Source organism: Marinobacter sp. ES-1 (genome assembly GCF_000475255.1).
Lineage (GTDB): Bacteria > Pseudomonadota > Gammaproteobacteria > Pseudomonadales > Oleiphilaceae > Marinobacter > Marinobacter vinifirmus.
Genome location: NZ_AXBV01000067.1, coordinates 14,131 through 30,497, shown reverse-complemented (window position 1 = coordinate 30,497; position 16,367 = coordinate 14,131). Strand labels below are relative to the sequence as shown.

At 58.5% G+C, this 16,367-nt stretch carries 13 protein-coding genes; 1 reads left to right on the top strand and 12 read right to left on the bottom strand.

Annotated features, from left to right (window positions below; translation table 11 throughout):
• Window positions 1–93 precede the first annotated feature (93 nt).
• From pyrF to purU, 12 genes are all read right to left on the bottom strand, one after another.
• A complete protein-coding gene (gene pyrF, locus Q668_RS12890; RefSeq protein ID WP_022990028.1) occupies window positions 94–804 on the bottom strand; it encodes an orotidine-5'-phosphate decarboxylase in 711 nt (236 codons plus the stop codon).
• Between the two features lie 32 nt (window positions 805–836).
• Window positions 837–2,006, bottom strand: a complete 1,170-nt coding sequence (gene lapB / locus Q668_RS12885) for a lipopolysaccharide assembly protein LapB (RefSeq protein ID WP_022990027.1) — start codon at window positions 2,004–2,006, stop codon at window positions 837–839.
• Window positions 2,006–2,308 (bottom strand): LapA family protein, encoded by a 303-nt coding sequence (locus Q668_RS12880; protein WP_022990026.1) that lies wholly within the window; start codon window positions 2,306–2,308, stop codon window positions 2,006–2,008. Before Q668_RS12880 ends, lapB begins: the two co-directional genes overlap by 1 nt.
• Window positions 2,309–2,375: 67 nt before the next feature.
• A complete protein-coding gene (locus tag Q668_RS12875; protein ID WP_022990025.1) occupies window positions 2,376–2,672 on the bottom strand; it encodes an integration host factor subunit beta in 297 nt (98 codons plus the stop codon).
• Between the two features lie 132 nt (window positions 2,673–2,804).
• A complete protein-coding gene (rpsA, locus tag Q668_RS12870) occupies window positions 2,805–4,496 on the bottom strand; it encodes a 30S ribosomal protein S1 (RefSeq protein WP_022990024.1) in 1,692 nt (563 codons plus the stop codon).
• 130 nt (window positions 4,497–4,626) lie between these two features.
• Complete coding sequence (gene cmk / locus Q668_RS12865; RefSeq protein WP_022990023.1) at window positions 4,627–5,307, bottom strand: (d)CMP kinase; 681 nt, start codon at window positions 5,305–5,307, stop codon at window positions 4,627–4,629.
• Window positions 5,307–7,580 carry a bifunctional prephenate dehydrogenase/3-phosphoshikimate 1-carboxyvinyltransferase gene (locus Q668_RS12860; protein ID WP_052009719.1) on the bottom strand — a complete coding sequence of 758 codons (2,274 nt, stop codon included), beginning with the start codon at window positions 7,578–7,580 and terminating at the stop codon, window positions 5,307–5,309. Before Q668_RS12860 ends, cmk begins: the two co-directional genes overlap by 1 nt.
• Entirely contained in the window at window positions 7,537–8,661 is a 1,125-nt protein-coding gene (gene hisC / locus Q668_RS12855; RefSeq protein WP_022990021.1) for a histidinol-phosphate transaminase, read from the bottom strand. The genes Q668_RS12860 and hisC overlap by 44 nt, the downstream gene beginning before the upstream one ends.
• A 32-nt stretch (window positions 8,662–8,693) precedes the next feature.
• A complete protein-coding gene (pheA, locus tag Q668_RS12850) occupies window positions 8,694–9,791 on the bottom strand; it encodes a prephenate dehydratase (protein ID WP_022990020.1) in 1,098 nt (365 codons plus the stop codon).
• A gap of 2 nt (window positions 9,792–9,793) precedes the next feature.
• A complete protein-coding gene (gene serC / locus Q668_RS12845) occupies window positions 9,794–10,876 on the bottom strand; it encodes a 3-phosphoserine/phosphohydroxythreonine transaminase (protein ID WP_022990019.1) in 1,083 nt (360 codons plus the stop codon).
• Window positions 10,873–13,473 carry a DNA gyrase subunit A gene (gene gyrA, locus Q668_RS12840; RefSeq protein ID WP_022990018.1) on the bottom strand — a complete coding sequence of 867 codons (2,601 nt, stop codon included), beginning with the start codon at window positions 13,471–13,473 and terminating at the stop codon, window positions 10,873–10,875. The genes serC and gyrA overlap by 4 nt, the downstream gene beginning before the upstream one ends.
• A gap of 126 nt (window positions 13,474–13,599) precedes the next feature.
• Window positions 13,600–14,454, bottom strand: a complete 855-nt coding sequence (gene purU / locus Q668_RS12835; RefSeq protein ID WP_022990017.1) for a formyltetrahydrofolate deformylase — start codon at window positions 14,452–14,454, stop codon at window positions 13,600–13,602.
• Window positions 14,455–14,598: 144 nt separating this feature from the next.
• On the opposite strand from purU, the gene ggt reads away from it, so the two are divergent.
• The gene (gene ggt / locus Q668_RS12830; RefSeq protein ID WP_022990016.1) at window positions 14,599–16,359 is read left to right on the top strand and encodes a gamma-glutamyltransferase; all 1,761 of its coding nucleotides are present in this window, start codon (window positions 14,599–14,601) and stop codon (window positions 16,357–16,359) included.
• Window positions 16,360–16,367 lie beyond the last annotated feature (8 nt).

The window sequence follows — 16,367 nt, the reverse complement described above, 5'->3', positions numbered from 1 at the left end:
GTGCCGTAAGGAGCGGTTTTCGGGAGGGACACCCATCCGCGCCCTACCCGCGAACCCGGCAGGCTAGGTGCGGAGTGGGCGCTTTAACCGAAGTTAGACTGACACCACCTCAGCGTGAATGGCCTCCAAGGCAGCCAGGGGGTCAGATGCCTGGGTAATCGGGCGGCCGATGACGAGGTAGTCGGAGCCGGCTTTGAGGGCATCGGTTGGGGTCATGATGCGTTGCTGGTCGCCTTTGTCGGCAGTCAGGGGGCGGATTCCCGGGGTGATTAGCTGGAAGCCGGCACCCTGCTCAGCTTTCAGGCGCGGGGCCTCCTGAGCGGAGCAGACGACGCCATCCAGGCCGCAGTTCCTGGTGAGGGCTGCCAGGCGGGATACCTGGGCTTCTGCGGAGTCGGTGATGCCGATGCCGGCGAGGTCGGCGTCAGACATGCTGGTGAGCACGGTAACGGCAATCAGCAAGGGCTTGTCAGCACCAAAGGACTCCAGGCGCTCGCGGCAGGCCACCATCATCTTTTCGCCGCCGGAGGCGTGCACGTTCACCATCCAGACGCCCAGGTCGGCTGCCGCAGCAACGGCGGCAGAAGTGGTGTTGGGGATGTCGTGGAATTTCAGGTCCAGGAACACGTCAAAGCCCCTGCCCTGCAGCGACTTGACCAGTTCCGGGCCGGAGCGGGTGAACAGTTCCTTGCCGACTTTCAGGCGGCACTTGGCCGGGTCCAGCTGGTCAGCGAGGGCCAGCGCGGGGTCTTGGGACGGAAAGTCCAGGGCGACGATGATTTTCGGGTCGTTAAGGGTTTGCACAGTAGAGTTCCGCATTCGGTAAATTAAGTTCGTTATTCCGCTTCGACGCCCTGAATGGGCCTGACGGTTTCCCATTGCTTGCAGCTCGGGCACAACCAGTGCAGTTGCTGGCCGGAGAAACCGCAGCTTACGCAGCGGTATACTGGCCGGTTGGCGAGGATCAGGTGCCCTATCCGGCTTACCAACCGGCCTTCATCGGTGGTCATGCCCTTTTCATATCCGGCAATTTCAACCAGGCGCAGCAAGCCGCGAACGGAGGGCCGGAGTTCCAGCTCCTGGCGCAGCAGGTCGATCGCTGCCGGGCGCCCTGCCGAGCGCTCGACGGATTCTACCAGCGCCAGCAGCAAACTGGTGCCGGGATATTGCTCGTAGAGTTTGCGCAGTTTCTTCGCCAACCGGCCTACGTCGCCATGCTCCCGCTCTAATTTCATCAGACGGTCCACGGCTTCCGGGCCGAAGTCCGGATTCTGCTCGAATACTTTCAGGCTTTGATTGCCGGCCTCCCGATAGTTGCCCTGGCGTATCTGCATTTTCATCAGCAGAAGGGTCGCTCTGACACAGGAGCGATCGTAATCGAGGGCTTCCTTGGCCAGCTTCTGGGATGTCCAGCGGTCGTCTTTGTTCAGAGCCGCATCGGACAGTTCGCAGGTTATGTAGGCCAGTGTCTTGAACATGGCGGGGTCAGCATCGGAGCGGGTCAGCGTCTGGGCCACCTGGGCGGCTTTCTCCCATTCCCGTTCCTGCTGGTACAGCTCGATGAGCTCCCGGGCAGCCCGGCGGCCGTACTCGCGATCGCCCATTAACTGGTGAAACAGCGCCTCGGCCCGGTCAAGGAGACCGGCGTTCAGGTAATCCATGGCCAGTTCAAAGGTAACCTGGGGGGTGTAGCGTGCCGGCAGCTCCGGACGGGCAAGCAGGTTCTGGTGTATCAGAATCGCCCGGTCGGTTTCGCCCTTGTTGCGGAAGTGGCTGCCAATAGAGAGATGAAGGCTGACGGTATCCCGGTTAACAGCCAGGGACTGCACGAAGTTTTCGACCGCCTGGTCAGAATAGTTGGTAAAGAGAAACTGCAGACGATCCCGAACCGAATCTTCGTTATCAATGCTCTTGCGGGAACGATGGCGCTGCTTACTGTAGCGGCCAACGACCCAGCCGGCGGCAACCGCTACTGTCAGAAGCAGCCAGTTAAACACCATATCCATTACAGCGTCCGGTCGTTTTCGGCCCTGGATTTTTCAAGTGCCTGCTCGGCACGATCAAGTCGTTTTTGAAGGTTACGGCGGGATACCGAGGTGCGGAAAGTTCCGAGCATGGTAATCAGCACGCCAATCAGCGCGCCAATCACAAAGGACATGATAATCCAGACTGCCACACCGTGAGGCTGGGTCTCAAACAACAGGAAATTAAGCGAGACCGCCATCTGGTTGTTGAGCGAGAACACCAGCGCCAACAATATAAGAAGCAGAACCAGAACGGTGATAAGGATCTTCTGCAGTCCAGCCATGTCGTTTGCGCTCCAGACGGGCAAATCGCCCGATGCTACGGTGTCCTTTGATCAGTGCGGGCGTGGTTCAGAAGCCTTTTTTCAGACTGTCGTTCACCTGCTCACGCAACTCTTTACCAGGCTTGAAGTGGGGCACAAACTTGGCAGGCAATTGAACCGCTTCCCCGGTTTTCGGGTTGCGACCGGTGCGGGCTTCCCGGTGATGCAGGGAAAAACTACCAAACCCCCGGATTTCAATTCTTTGACCATCAGCAAGAGCCTGGGACATATGCTCGATGACCGTTTTAACCGCGAGCTCAACATCCTTGACGGAGAGCTGAGTCTGCTTCGAGGCAATCAGTTCTACCAGTTCGGACTTCGTCATGAGGCGTTTCCCTCTGTCGTTATTATTCCGTGGTCACTTACCGGATTCCAATGCCTCTAGTTTAGCCAAACCAGAAAAAAACACAAAAAAAACGGGCTCTTAGAGCCCGTTTTTTTGACACCAATCGGAATTTTATTCCTTGTTGGCGTTCTGCTGCTGCATCTGTTCCTTGATCAGGTCACCGATAGTGGTGGCACCTGAGGACTCAGCAGCCTTGCTGCGTACATTTTCCAGGGCCTGCTTGTCGTCCTCTACGTCTTTGGACTTAACAGACAGGTTGATGACGCGGTTCTTGCGATCGATGCTGATGATCTTCGCTTCAACTTCTTCGCCTTCCTTCAGAACGTTACGCGCGTCTTCTACGCGGTCACGGCTGATTTCGGAAGCCTTCAGTACCGCTTCAACTTCTTCGTTCAGGGCAATGGTGGCGCCTTTGGCGTCAACTGCAGAAACAGTACCCTTAACGATGGAGCCCTTGTCGTTCAGCTGAACGAACTCGGCAAACGGATCGCTTTCCAGCTGCTTGATGCCCAGAGAGATACGCTCACGCTCGGGATCAACAGACAGGATAACGGTTTCAACTTCGTCGCCCTTCTTGTACTCGCGAACGGCTTCTTCGCCAGTCTCGTTCCAGCTGATATCGGACAGGTGAACCAGGCCGTCGATGCCGCCATCCAGACCGATGAAGATACCGAAGTCAGTGATTGACTTGATCTTACCGGAGATGCGGTCACCCTTGTTGAAGTTGCTGGAGAAATCTTCCCACGGGTTGGATACGCACTGCTTGATACCCAGGGAGATACGACGACGCTCTTCGTCGATATCCAGGATCATCACTTCAACTTCGTCACCTACCTGAACAACCTTGGACGGGTGGATGTTCTTGTTGGTCCAATCCATTTCGGATACGTGAACCAGACCTTCCACACCTTCTTCCAGCTCGGCAAAGCAGCCGTAGTCAGTCAGGTTGGTTACGCGTGCAGTAACCTTGGAGCTTTCCGGGTAACGACCTTTGATGTCGACCCACGGATCTTCGCCCAGCTGCTTCAGGCCCAGGGATACGCGGTTACGCTCGCGATCGAACTTCAGGACCTTAACATTGATTTCGTCGCCCACATTCACGATTTCGCTCGGATGCTTGATGCGCTTCCAGGCCATATCAGTGATGTGCAGCAGGCCGTCAACACCGCCCAGATCTACGAACGCGCCGTAGTCGGTCAGGTTCTTGACGATACCCTTGATTTCCAGACCTTCGGTCAGGGTTTCCAGCAGAGCTTCACGCTGCTCGCTGTTTTCAGCTTCCAGAACGGCGCGGCGGGAAACAACCACGTTGTTACGCTTCTGGTCCAGCTTGATAACCTTGAACTCGAGTTCTTTGTTCTCCAGGTGCGCAGTGTCGCGAACCGGACGAACGTCTACCAGGGAACCCGGCAGGAAGGCACGGATGCCAGCCAGATCAACAGTGAAACCACCCTTGACCTTACCGTTGATGATACCCTTAACAACTTCTTCAGCTTCGAAGGACTTCTCGAGTACCTTCCATGCTTCAGCGCGCTTGGCCTTCTCACGGGACAGACGGGTTTCACCGAAACCGTCTTCAACTGCATCGAGAGCCACATCGACAACGTCGCCGACAGCTACTTCCAACTCGCCTTTTTCGTTCAGGAACTGGGAGGCGGGGATAACGCCTTCGGACTTCAGTCCGGCGTTAACGGTGACCCAGTCGTTATCGACGTCTACAACGGTTCCCTGAACAATGGAACCCGGTTGCATATCGATTTCTTTCAAACTTTCTTCGAAAAGATCCGCAAAGCTCTCGCTCATTATGTGCCCTATATGATCAACGCAAGTGTGCTCCGTGCCGCCAGCAACACGGTCTGTTAGTGATTTCCGGAATCAGCCAGCGGCTGGCAATTTGCGCTGCTTCCGGCATTCCAACGACAAAAAGGTGTAGTCAGGCCTGACCTGCTGCGGCCATACACCTGTCTAACACCTCTTCTATACTCAAACCCGTAGAATCAATGACTTGCGCATCATCTGCAGGCTTGAGAGGGGCCGCTGAACGGTTCATATCCCGCTCGTCACGTACCCGTATCTCTTCCAAAAGGGCGTCAATATTAACATCGACACCCGCTTGCATCAACTGGTTGTAGCGTCGCCTGGCCCGTTCTTCGGCGCTGGCAGTCAGGAAGATCTTGACCGGCGCGTCCGGGAACACCACGGTTCCCATATCACGGCCGTCTGCCACCAGGCCCGGTAACTGGCGAAAATCCCGTTGCCGCTGCAGCAGGGCATCGCGAACCGGCTGCATAACCGCAACCTTCGAGGCGTTATCACCACAGGTTTCGGTACGGATTTCCGAGGTGACATCCTCGCCGGCCAGAACCACTTTAACCGGGTGCCCTTCCCCGGTCGGCTCGAACGCCACATCCAGGGTCGCCGCCACTTTCACCAGCCCGGCTTCATCGTCCAGGGCAACGCCCTGCCGGGTTGCCGCCAGGGCAGTCAGGCGGTAGAGCGCGCCACTGTCCAGCAGGTGCCAGCCCAGCTTCCGGGCCAGCATCTGGGTAATGGTGCCTTTGCCGGAGCCCCCCGGGCCATCAACGGCAATTACCGGTGCCTTAGTCTGGGTCATTACTGAACACCTTCTGTACTGATCTGAATTCCTGTCTGCTTTGCCAGCTCAACGAAGCCCGGGAACGAGGTAGCCACGTTCGCACAATCGTTGATACGGATCGGGCCGTTAGCCCGCAACGATGCAACGGCAAACGACATGGAAATCCGGTGGTCTTCATGGCTTTCGACCGTACCGCCACCAATAGTCTGGCCGCCGTCAATAATGATGCCATCCGGCGTTACCGTGGTTTCCACGCCCAGCGCAGCCAGGCCGTCAGCCATCACCTGAATACGGTCGCTTTCCTTCACCCGCAATTCCTCGGCGCCGCGCAGCACGGTGCGACCCTCAGCGCAGGCGGCGGCAATGAACAGCACAGGGAACTCGTCAATAGCCAGCGGCACCTGGTCTTCCGGGATATCAATACCCTTCAGGCTCGCGGAGCGAACCCGCAAGTCAGCCACCGGCTCGCCACCAATCACCCGCTCTTCCAGCACCTCTATATCCGCGCCCATCTGGCGCAGAATATTGATCACACCAACACGGGTCGGGTTCATACCAACATGGCGCAGGGTCAGGTCGGAATCCGGGGCAATACTTGCCGCCACCAGGAAGAACGCTGCCGAGGAAATATCCGCCGGCACATCGATTGCACCGCCAGTCAGCTTGCCACCGCCGGTAACACTGGCCGTGGCGCCATCACGGTGCACGTGGTAGCCGAAACCCTGCAACATACGCTCGGTGTGGTCGCGGGTAGGAGCAGGCTCGGTTACGGAGGTCACACCTTCGGCGTACAGCCCTGCCAGCAACAGGCACGACTTCACCTGGGCACTGGCCACCGGCATGTCGTAGTGAATACCAGTGAGGTGCTGCCCGCCCCGGATCTTCAGGGGCGGACGACCACCTTCTGCGGTATCAATCACCGCACCCATGGCGCGCAACGGGTCGGCTACTCGGCCCATTGGGCGCTTGGACAGGCTGGTATCCCCGGAGAGTTCGGAGTCAAACGGCTGCGCAGCCAGCAGGCCGGCAAACAAACGCATCGCAGTACCGGAATTGCCCAGATACAGCGGGCCCCGAGGCGCCTGCAGGCCGTTCATGCCAACACCGTGGATGCGGACAAACCCGTCTTCCGGGCCTTCAATCGTTACACCCATATCCCGGAACGCCTGCAAAGTCGCCAGGCTGTCTTCGCCTTCCAGGAAACCCTTAACCTCGGTAATTCCCTCAGCCAGGGCACCCAGCATGATGGAGCGGTGAGACATGGACTTGTCACCCGGCACCCGGATATCACCCCGGACAGAACCGCCGGGTTGCATTAGGAAAGTCACCTGCTTGTCACTGTTATTCGTCACGTAAGCCTGCCCTGAAAGCATCTTGGAAAAATGTTCACGCGCCGCCTTGGCGCGACTGAATACCCGAAGCAGCGTAGCGCCATCACCGGCGGCGATGGCAGACCGAAGCTGGTCGAGGTCCTGGGTAAAGTGGTCAATCACCCGCAGCACAGCATCGCGGTTTGACAGGAAAATGTCGTGCCACATGACCGGATCGCTGGCCGCAATCCGGGTAAAGTCCCGGAAACCGCCGGCCGCGTACCGGAAGATGTCCATATTCTCGTCTTCACCCGCCAGCGTGTCCACCAGCGAGAAAGCGATCAGGTGCGGCAAATGACTGGTAGCCGCCAGCACTTCGTCATGATAGGCCACAGACATGGTCAGCACCGTGGCTCCGGTGCCTTCCCACAGTGCCGTGAGCCTGCTGACACCTGAAGGAATCGCGCTATCGGCTGGCGTCAGGATGACTTTATGGTGGGCAAACAGCTCCGGGTTAGCGGCACGAATACCGCTCTTCTCTGAGCCGGCAATGGGATGCCCGGGAATAACAGTTGCGGGCAAGGTGCCGAAAACCGCCTCCACATCCGCAACAAAGCTCGACTTGGTGCTTCCGACGTCGGTCAGCAAGGCATCTTCTGCAAGAAATGGCTGAACCTGTTCGAGTACAGCCCGGGTAGCCCGAACCGGAACCGCCAGCACGATAAGGTCACTGCCCTGCACCGCCTGCTCAACACTTTCAGCGGCCTCGTCAATAACGCCGAGCTCAACCCCCAAAGCCGCATCTTCCGCTTTGCGGTCGAATCCCACCACGGTACCGGCCAGCCGGTACTTGCGCATTGCGCTGGCCAGTGAGCCGCCGATCAGGCCCAGGCCTATAACGGCAACACGACGGAAAACAGGCTCACGGGCGGTCAACTCAGCCTCCCTCACCCGCTGATACCAGCGCCTCGGCAAGGGCATCCAGGAAACGATCGTTCTCTTCCGGCAGGCCCACAGAAACCCGCAGATGACACGGCATACCATAGCCGGCTACCGGACGCACAATAACACCGTGGGTCAGCAGGGCCTGGTACACACCGGCCGCCTGCTCGCCCACTTCCACCGCGACAAAGTTACCGGCAGACGGAATATATGACAGGCCCATCCGGTCAAAGCCTTCGCACAGCTGGCGCAGGCCGGCTTCGTTCACTTCGCGGGAACGGTTCAGATAGGCTTCGTCTTCCAGAACTGCGGTGGCCGCCGCCAGGGCGACGGAGTCTACGTTAAACGGCTGGCGCACGCGGTTGAGAATATCGGCAATTTCCGGCGAGCTGATGGCATAGCCAACCCTCAGAGCAGCCAGCCCCCAGGCCTTGGAGAAGGTGCGGCAGACGATCAGGTTCGGGTATCGCGCCAGCAGCTTGATGCCGTCCGGGAATTCATCGCCGGTCAGATACTCGCAGTAGGCTTCGTCCAGAACCACCAGCACCCGTTCCGGAATGCGATCCAGGAACGCTTCGAGGGCATCCGCTTCATGCACGGTTCCGGTGGGGTTATTCGGGTTGGCCACGAACACCAGCTTGGTGCGGTCTGTTACAGCAGCGGCCATGGCGTCCAGGTCATGGCCCCAATCCCTGGCAGGTACCGAAACGCCCTTCGCCCCGATGGCCTGGGTCACAATCGGGTAAACGGCAAAGGCATACTGGGAGAACACCACTTCGCTGTCGCTATCGGCAAAGCAGCGGGCGATCACTTCCAGCACATCGTTGGAACCGTTGCCCAGCGTGATCTGGTTCATGCCCACGCCAAAACGCTTCGAAAGCGCCTGCTTCAGGTCGAAACCGTTGCCGTCCGGGTACAGGCACATTTCTTCCAGCGCCTTACGGGCGGCAGCCATTGCCTTGTCACTGGGGCCCAGGGGATTCTCGTTGCTGGCCAGTTTAACAATCTCCGCGGGGTTCAATCCCAGCTCACGAGCCAGCTCCTCAATGGGCTTGCCCGGCTGATACGGAGACAGAGCCTGAACACCTTTCACCGCAAGACTCTGGTAATCCACTGCCATTCAACTTTCCTCCGGTTCCGGTCTGTGAAATCTTAAAGAACACCAATGGGGTATGAGCCCAGGCGTTTGAGCTCCACAGCTTCCTGATCAATTTCAGCGAGTACTTTTTTAACCTGTTCGTCGTCCATATGCCCTTCGAAATCGATGTAGAACACATAGGCCCAGGTGCCACTGGGCGACGGACGGGTTTCAATACGGGTCAGACTGATGCCATGGCGATGGAAGGGCTCCAGCACGGCGTAAAGCGCACCCGGCTTGTTCCGCATGGACACCAGCACTGATGACTTATCCTGGCCGCTGGCAGGCACCTCTTCCTGGCCGATAATCAGGAAGCGGGTGGTGTTGTCCGGCCGGTCTTCAATACTGTTGGAAAGCTTTTCCAGCCCGTACAGCTCTGCCGCCATATCACCGGCAATCGCGGCAGTGCCCGGCTCTTCAGCCGCACGGCGGGCCGCTTCTGCGTTGCTTGAGACGGTAATCCGCTCGATGCCGTAGCGGTGGGTATCCAGCCACTGGCGGCACTGGGCAAAGGACTGCTGGTGGGAATAAATCCGGGTAATTTCCTGGTCTTTGTGCTTGGGCGAGACCAGCAAATGGTGATGAATCCGCAACTGCACCTCACCGCAGATTTTCAGCGGTGAGCCAATAAACATATCCAGCGTGTGGTTAACCATGCCTTCGGTGGAGTTCTCCACCGGCACCACGCCGTATTGGGCCGCACCAGATTCCACTTCACGGAACACGGCATCAATAGCCGGCAGCGGAACACTGATCACGGAATGGCCAAAATGCTTGAGCGCCGCAGCCTGGGTGAAGGTACCCAGGGGGCCGAGGAATGCGATGTGCATCGGCTTTTCCAGGGCCAGGCAGGCTGACATGATTTCCCGGAACAAGCGGGCCATCTCTTCCGCCGGCAAAGGCCCCGGGTTCTGCTCCTTGATACGGCGCAGAACCTGGGCTTCCCGCTCCGGACGGTAGAAGAACACATCCTGCCCCGGATTGGCTGCCATCTTCACGTTAGCCACTTCCTGGGCGCATTTGGCGCGGGCGCTGATCAGCTGCATGATCTGCTGATCAAGGCTGTCTATTTCATCCCGCAGCTCACCCAGACGGGTCTTCTCGTCCGTCATGATCAGCCCCGCTCCTTCGCAAATTCCGCCATGTAGGCAATCAACGCATCCACGCCCTCTTCCGGCATGGCGTTGTAGATGCTCGCCCGCATGCCACCGACCGAACGGTGGCCCTGCAGGTTCAGCAGGTGCCGGGCTTCAGCACCCTTCAGGAACTCACCGTTGAGAGCATCGTCTGCCAGGGTGAACGGCACGTTCATCCAGGAACGGAAACGCGGTTCGATCGGGTTGGCATAGAAATCATTGGTATCAATGAAGTCGTACAGCTTCTTCGCCTTGCGGGCATTCAACTCGCCCATCGCCTTCACGCCGCCCTGCTCTTTCAGCCACTTGAACACCAGGCCGGACAGGTACCAGGAATAGGTCGCCGGCGTGTTGTACATGGAATCGTTATCGGCGATGACCTGATAGTTCATCATCGTCGGCGTTTCCTTGCGGGCCTTGCCCAAAAGGTCCTTGCGGATAATCACAACCACCAGGCCAGACGGCCCGATGTTCTTCTGGGCGCCGGCGTAAATCAGCCCGAACTTGTTGATGTCTACAGGGCGCGACAGCATGGTGGAAGACATGTCCGCCACCAGCGGCACCTTGCCGCTATCCGGAATGAAATCGTATTCCAGGCCACCAATGGTTTCGTTCGGCGTGTAATGCAGGTACGCCGCATCGGCATTCGTAGTCCATACCGCCTGGTCCGGAATGGTGGTAAAACCGCTCTCTTCAGAGCTGGCTACCACATTCACGTTGCCGTAGCGGCTGGCTTCTGCGATGGCTTTCTTCGACCAGATACCGGTGTTCACATAATCGGCGGAGGTCTTTTCACCGAGCAGGTTCAACGGGATGGTAGAGAACTGACTGGAAGCTCCACCCTGCATGAAGAGTACGGCGTAATCGTCTGATATTCCTGCAAGTTCCCGAAGGTCTTTTTCAGCCGTTTCGGCAATCGCCACAAACTCGTCACTGCGGTGACTCATCTCCATCACCGACATGCCGGTGCCGCGCCAGTCGAGCATTTCGCTCTGAGCCTGCTTCAGCACAGCCTCCGGCAAGGTGGCCGGACCCGCACAGAAATTAAACGCCCTGCTCATTCTTCGGTTTCCTCGCCTTCAACGTCTACGTCAACGCCCGCATCGGTATCTTCCGCATCGGCATCGTCAGATTCTGCAATCCGCTCAACTCCCACCAGGCGCTCGTCTTCCTGCGCCAGGCGAATCAGGCGAACACCCTGGGTGTTCCGGCTGAGTACAGAAACCTCATCGGTACGGGTACGCACCAGCGTGCCCTTGTCCGAAATCAGCATCATCTCGTCGCCTTCGAACAGCTGCAAAGCGGTTACCAGGTTGCCGTTACGCTCGGAGCACTGCATGGCGATAACGCCCTGACTGCCACGGCTGTAGGCCGGGAATTCGTCGATGGCGGTACGCTTACCGTAGCCGTGTTCACTGGCGGTGAGAATTACGCCACCGTCCTGCGGAATAATCAGCGACACCACATGGTGGCCTTCCGGCATCTTGATACCGCGCACACCACGGGCAGTCCGGCTCATGGGCCGCACCTGGTCCTCGCGGAACCGCACCGCTTTGCCGGCAGTCGAGAACAGCATGACCTCGGCGGAACCGTCAGTGATGGCTGCACCAATCAGGGTATCGCCTTCGTCCAGGTTCAGGGCAATCAGGCCACTACTGCGCGGACGGGAGAAGTTCGGCAGCGGGGTCTTCTTGACCACACCGGCAGAGGTGGCCATCAGTACAAACTGGTCTTCCGGATAATCACGCACCGGCAGGAAGGTGGTAATACGCTCACCTTCGTCCAGCGGCAGGATATTGACCATCGGGCGACCACGGGAACCACGGCTGCCACGGGGAATCTCGAATACCCGCAGCCAGTACACCTTACCGCGGTCGGAGAAGCACAGAATGGTATCGTGGGAGTTGGCGACCAGCAGCTTCTCGATAAAGTCTTCGTCTTTCATCGAGGTGGCGGCCTTACCGCGACCACCACGGCGCTGGGCCTGGTAATCTTCAACCGCCTGGGTCTTGGCATAACCACTGTGGGAAATGGTGACCACCAGGTCTTCTTCGTCAATGAGGTCTGCGATGGTCAGGTCACGCTGGGAACTGGTGATTTCGGTACGGCGCTCGTCACCAAACTCGGACACCACAGCTTCCAGTTCTTCACGGATAACCTGCATCAGGCGGTCCGGATCACCCAGGATTTCCAGCAGGCCGGCAATCTTCTCGAGGATTTCTTTGTACTCGTTCTGGAGCTTTTCGGTTTCCAGGCCGGTCAGGCGGTGCAGGCGCATATCCAGGATCGCCTGGGTCTGCTCCGGTGACAGGTAGTACAGGCCATCACGCAGGCCGTAGAATTCCGGCAGGTCATCCGGGCGGCAGGCATCTTCACCAGCACGTTCCAGCATGGCCAGGACGTCGCCGGGCGCCCAGCCCTTGGACATCAGCTTTTCCTTGGCTTCAACAGAGCTCGGAGAAGCCTTGATCAGTTCGATCATCTCGTCGATGTTGGCCAGGGCTACGGTCAGGCCTTCCAGGATGTGACCACGCTCACGGGCTTTGCGCAGCTCATAGATGGTCCGGCGGGTAACCACTTCGCGACGGTGGCGCACGAAGGCGTCGAGCATCTGCTTCAGGTTCAGGATCTTCGGCTCGCCGTTCAGCAGCGCAACCATATTGATGCCGAACACTGTCTGCAGCTGAGTGTGGGCGAACAGGTTGTTCACCACCACTTCCGGGTTTTCACCACGGCGCAGTTCGATAACAACCCGGATACCTTCCTTGTTGGACTCGTCACGCAGCTCGGTGATGCCCTCAAGGCGTTTTTCCTTGACCAGTTCGGCGATCTTCTCGATCAGCTTCGCCTTGTTCAGCTGGTAAGGCAGCTCAGTGATGATGATCGCATCGCGGTTGGTCTTGTTGTCGTGCTCGATCTCGTGACGGGCACGGATGTAGATACGACCACGGCCGGTGCGATAGGCCTCGACAATGCCTGCACGACCGTTAATGATGCCCTGGGTCGGGAAATCCGGGCCCGGAATGTATTCCATCAGTTCATCGATGGTCAGGTCCGGGTTATCAATCAGCGCCAGGCAGCCGTTAACGACTTCGGTCAGGTTGTGGGGCGGAATGTTGGTGGCCATACCCACGGCGATACCGGAGGAGCCGTTCACCAGCAGGTTCGGTACGCGGGTGGGCAGGACTTCCGGAATACGCTCGGTGCCGTCGTAGTTGTCTACGTAGTCGACCGTTTCCTTTTCCAGGTCCGCCAGCAGCGAGTGCGCCATCTTCTCCATGCGGATTTCGGTGTAACGCATGGCGGCCGCGTTGTCGCCGTCGATGGAACCGAAGTTACCCTGGCCATCAACCAGCGGGTAGCGCAGCGAAAACGGCTGAGCCATACGAACGATGGTGTCGTATACCGCAGAGTCGCCATGGGGGTGGTATTTACCGATAACGTCACCCACCACACGGGCAGACTTCTTGTACGCCTTGTTCCAGTCGTTACCCAGCTCGGACATGGCGAACAGAACCCGCCGGTGCACCGGCTTGAGGCCGTCGCGCACATCCGGCAGGGCCCGGCCAACGATCACGCTCATGGCGTAATCGAGGTAGGACTGTTTCAATTCGTCTTCAATATTGACCGGCAGGATCTCTTTGGCTAACTCACCCATCGAGAAAGGTTCCTTTGCGTTATCTGGAAGTCGTTACGGGGCCTTTTTCCGCACCCACATTTATTCTTCAACAAGCCGCCAAGCATACCACAGTCCACCCCTCGCCGGGGCAACTGTGGTAAAGCCTTAATCAAACACTACGGTCTTGTTTTCATAGGTAATCACGCGGTCTTCAACATGCGACCGGAGCCCGCGGGCCAGTACGTTCTTCTCAACATCCTTACCCAGGCGAACCATGTCTTCGATGGAGTCGCGATGGCTGATGCGAATAACGTCCTGCTCGATGATCGGGCCTTCATCAAGATCCTGGGTTACGTAGTGGCAGGTAGCTCCAATCAGCTTCACACCACGGCTGTAAGCCTGGTGGTATGGCCGGGCACCAGCGAAAGACGGCAGGAAGCTGTGGTGGATATTGATCACCTTGCCCGCATACTTTTCACACAGGGCAGCCGGCAGGATTTGCATGTAACGGGCCAGAACCACCACATCGGTTTCGTACTGTGCGAACAGCTCTTCAATGTGGGCAAAGGCTTCGGCCTTGTTTTCCTTGCTCACCGGCACGTGGTGGTAGGGAATGTCATGCCATTCCACCATCCGGCGCAGGTCATCGTGGTTCGAGATAACCGCCACGATTTCGCAGTTGAGTTCCTTGCTGTGCCAGCGGTGTAACAGGTCGGCCAGGCAGTGGGATTCCTTGCTGCACATCAGGATCACCCGCTTGGGACGGGCAGAATCGGCAATGTGCCAGTTCATGTTGAACTCGCGGGCAATCGGCTCGAAGGCTGCGCGGAACTGGTCCAGCCCGAACGGAATCGATTCGGCCTTGATCTCGTGCCGCATGAAGAACCAGCCGGACTGGGTATCTGAGTGGTGGCTCGCCTCGGTAATCCAGCCATTGTAGGTGGACAGGAAATTACTCACCTTGGCAACAATTCCCACCCGGTCCGGGCAGGAAATAACAAGACGATAGGTATGCTCCATGAAGCCTTTCCTTAACTTGAATCCGGGAAAGCGGGTGCGACGGGGAACCGGCAAAACAAAGTTTGCGGCAAACGATCGGAACGCACCGTTAAAAATGACCGGCTATGATAGCCTATCTGAAAGCCAGAAACGAGGAGTGAGCGCATGGACAGAGTCAACCACAGCCTTTTAAAGAAAATCCCTCTGAGGGGCCTGTGGCGCCTTACAGCCGCAAGCTTGTTCGCAGTTGCAACCACTGCTGCGGCAGCCAGTAACCAGGCCATTCTGGAAGGCGAGCGCTTTCATCCCGTTCAAGGCACCCAGGGCATGGTGGCCACCAGCCACACACTGGCGTCGGAAGTGGCCCTGCAGGTTCTCAAGAACAGCGGTAACGCCGTAGACGCTGCGGTAACCGCCGGCTTTGCCCTGGCCGTCACCCAGCCCCGCTCCGGCAACATCGGTGGTGGCGGCTTTCTGCTCTACGCACCGGGCAATGGCTCCGCACCAGAAGCCATCGACTACCGGGAAACCGCGCCGGCGGCCGCTACCGAAACCATGTTCCAGGATGAAGACGGCAATGTGGTGAGCGAACGCAGCCGGTTCAGCCATAAAGCCGCGGGCGTTCCCGGCACCGTGGCTGGCCTGGCCCTGGCCCTTGAACGCCACGGCACCCTGTCGCTGAAAGAAGCCCTGGCGCCGGCCATTCGCCTGGCCAGGGACGGCTTTGTGGTGCCACACCGGTTTACCGAGGGGCTGGAACAGGCCCGGGATCGCCTGCAACGCTGGCCCGCCACCCGCGATACCTTCTATAAGGAAGACGGCTCCGCACCGCAGCCGGGGGAAACGTTCAGGCAGCCGGAGCTGGCCGCTACCCTTCAACGCATTGCTGATCAGGGCATCGAGGGCTTCTACCGGGGCGAAACCGCCCGGCTGATCGTGGAAGAAATGCAGCGCGGCGACGGGCTGATAACCCTGGAAGACCTCGCCAGCTATCAGCCCGCGGTCCGCCAGCCGGTGCAGGGGAACTACCGGGGATACGATATTTTCTCCATGTCGCCGCCCTCTTCCGGCGGCACCCACATCGTCCAGATCCTGAACATTCTTGAGCACTACCCCATTGGCGAATGGGGGCACAACTCCGCCAACACCCTGCACCACATGGCCGAAGCCATGAAGCTGGCCTACGCCGACCGGGCCGAATACCTGGGCGACACCGACTTTGTGGAGGTGCCCCTGGCCGGGCTGACGAGCAAAGACTACGCCGCAGAACTTCGCAAAGGCATTGCCCCGGACAAGGCCCGCCCTTCCCTCGAGATCAAGCCCGGCCAGCCCGCGGTATTTGAAAGCCCGGAAACCACCCACTTCTCGGTGGTGGACCGTTGGGGCAATGCCGTATCCAACACCTACACCATCAATTTCAGCTACGGCTCCGGCATCACCGTGGCCGGCGCAGGCTTTCTGCTGAACAATGAAATGGACGACTTCAGCGCCAAGCCGGGCGCTGCCAACGCCTACGGCCTGATTGGTGGCGAAGCCAACAAGATTGAACCAGGCAAGCGTATGCTCAGCTCCATGTCGCCCACTATCGTGCGTAAAGACGGCAAGAATGTTCTGGTCACCGGCAGCCCGGGCGGCTCTCGTATTATCACCACCACCTTGCAGGTAGTGATGAATGTGATCGACCATAATATGAACATACAGACTGCCGTCAGCGCCCCGCGCATGCACCATCAGTGGCTGCCGGATGAGATTCGCATCGAACAGGGCATCAGCCAGGACACTATCGAATTGCTTGAGTCCCGGGGCCATGTGGTGAATACCAGTACCGCCATGGGCGCCATTCAGAGCATCATGGTCGGCGAAGACGGTACCCTGTTCGGCGGCGCCGATCCCAGGCGAAGCACTTCATCCGCCATGGGCTTCTAATCAGACAG

Coding starts and splice junctions, on each gene's coding strand:
- cmk (WP_022990023.1), bottom strand. CDS start 5,307: ATGACCCAGACTAAGGCACCGGTAATTGCCGTTGATGGCCCGGGGGGC.
- serC (WP_022990019.1), bottom strand. CDS start 10,876: ATGAGCAGGGCGTTTAATTTCTGTGCGGGTCCGGCCACCTTGCCGGAG.
- Q668_RS12875 (WP_022990025.1), bottom strand. CDS start 2,672: ATGACGAAGTCCGAACTGGTAGAACTGATTGCCTCGAAGCAGACTCAG.
- rpsA (WP_022990024.1), bottom strand. CDS start 4,496: ATGAGCGAGAGCTTTGCGGATCTTTTCGAAGAAAGTTTGAAAGAAATC.
- Q668_RS12860 (WP_052009719.1), bottom strand. CDS start 7,580: ATGCCCTTGCCGAGGCGCTGGTATCAGCGGGTGAGGGAGGCTGAGTTG.
- pheA (WP_022990020.1), bottom strand. CDS start 9,791: ATGACGGACGAGAAGACCCGTCTGGGTGAGCTGCGGGATGAAATAGAC.
- hisC (WP_022990021.1), bottom strand. CDS start 8,661: ATGGCAGTGGATTACCAGAGTCTTGCGGTGAAAGGTGTTCAGGCTCTG.
- Q668_RS12880 (WP_022990026.1), bottom strand. CDS start 2,308: ATGGCTGGACTGCAGAAGATCCTTATCACCGTTCTGGTTCTGCTTCTT.
- ggt (WP_022990016.1), top strand. CDS start 14,599: ATGGACAGAGTCAACCACAGCCTTTTAAAGAAAATCCCTCTGAGGGGC.
- lapB (WP_022990027.1), bottom strand. CDS start 2,006: ATGGATATGGTGTTTAACTGGCTGCTTCTGACAGTAGCGGTTGCCGCC.
- purU (WP_022990017.1), bottom strand. CDS start 14,454: ATGGAGCATACCTATCGTCTTGTTATTTCCTGCCCGGACCGGGTGGGA.
- gyrA (WP_022990018.1), bottom strand. CDS start 13,473: ATGGGTGAGTTAGCCAAAGAGATCCTGCCGGTCAATATTGAAGACGAA.